Annotated in this window: 3 protein-coding genes; 2 read left to right on the forward strand and 1 reads right to left on the reverse strand. The window is 59.9% G+C overall.

What is annotated here, in order from left to right:
- Together EN991_RS38005 and EN991_RS38010 are read left to right on the forward strand one after the other, a co-directional pair.
- The coding region (locus tag EN991_RS38005; protein ID WP_127370621.1) for an SDR family oxidoreductase at positions 1–409 on the forward strand (409 nt) is incomplete at its 5' end.
- Positions 410–449: 40 nt separating this feature from the next.
- Positions 450–599 (forward strand): hypothetical protein, encoded by a 150-nt coding sequence (locus tag EN991_RS38010; protein ID WP_013531568.1) that lies wholly within the window; start codon positions 450–452, stop codon positions 597–599.
- A 59-nt stretch (positions 600–658) separates the two neighbouring features.
- On the opposite strand, the gene EN991_RS38015 is transcribed toward EN991_RS38010, so the two are convergent.
- A partial coding sequence (locus EN991_RS38015) for a DUF892 family protein (RefSeq protein ID WP_164769747.1) occupies positions 659–893 on the reverse strand: 235 nt, incomplete at its 5' end.

Consider the following 893-nt stretch of genomic DNA (forward strand, 5'->3'; position numbering starts at 1 on the left):
GTTGAAGACCAATCTTTACGGCTATTTTCATATGGCGCAGGAAGCGGTGCCGCACATGAAACCCGGTTCGGCGATCATCAACACCGGTTCGGTAACCGGTATCGACGGTTCAAAACAGCTGGTCGACTATTCGATGACCAAGGGCGGCATCCATGCTTTCACGCGGGCCCTGTCGGGCAATCTCATCGGCAGGGGCATAAGGGTGAATGCGGTAGCACCGGGTCCGGTGTGGACGCCGCTCAATCCGTCGGACAAGGAAGCTGACGACGTCTCGAAATTCGGCGCGGACACGCCAATGAAACGACCAGCGCAACCGGAAGAGCTCGCGCCGGCCTATGTGTTCCTCGCTTCGCCGCATTGCTCGAGCTACATCACCGGCGAAATCTTGCCCGTCGTCGGAGGGTACTGAGGATGGCCGAAACGAAGTCCGCAACGAAGGAGTAGGATGGATGGGCCGTCTGCTTTTCATGGTGGCGTTCGCTTGTGTAGCGTATCGCATCTACACGGAAACCGCAGGGTCTGCTCGGCATGTGCCGCAGGATGACGGTGAGGCGCTGCGCAAGCAATCAGCGGCACTGGGCGTCGACCCGTCTCGCTGACGGGATGGAACCTACCGGCAATCCGGCCGGCCGAGTTACCAGCCGGCCGGATTGCAGCCTTATTCGGCTGCCTGCAGGTTGATCTTGCTTTCCGCCATTTCGGTTAGCTTGCGATCTGTCGCCTGTTCTTCCTTGAGATTCTTGGCCAGCACATTGGCGCAGTCGGTGCGGCCAAGCTGCTTTGCCCAGGCGATGAGCGTGCCGTAGCGCGTCATCTCGTAGTGTTCGACGGCCTGCGCCGAAGCAATCAGCGCCGCATCGAGAACCTCCTTGTCATCGACGTCACCGCTCACG

The sequence above is a fragment of the Mesorhizobium sp. M7A.F.Ca.US.005.03.2.1 genome (assembly GCF_003997795.1).
GTDB lineage: Bacteria > Pseudomonadota > Alphaproteobacteria > Rhizobiales > Rhizobiaceae > Mesorhizobium > Mesorhizobium ciceri.

What these genes read in the sequence shown, in the direction of transcription:
- EN991_RS38010 (WP_013531568.1), top strand. Translation starts at nt 450, where the DNA reads ATGGGCCGTCTGCTTTTCATGGTGGCGTTCGCTTGTGTAGCGTATCGC.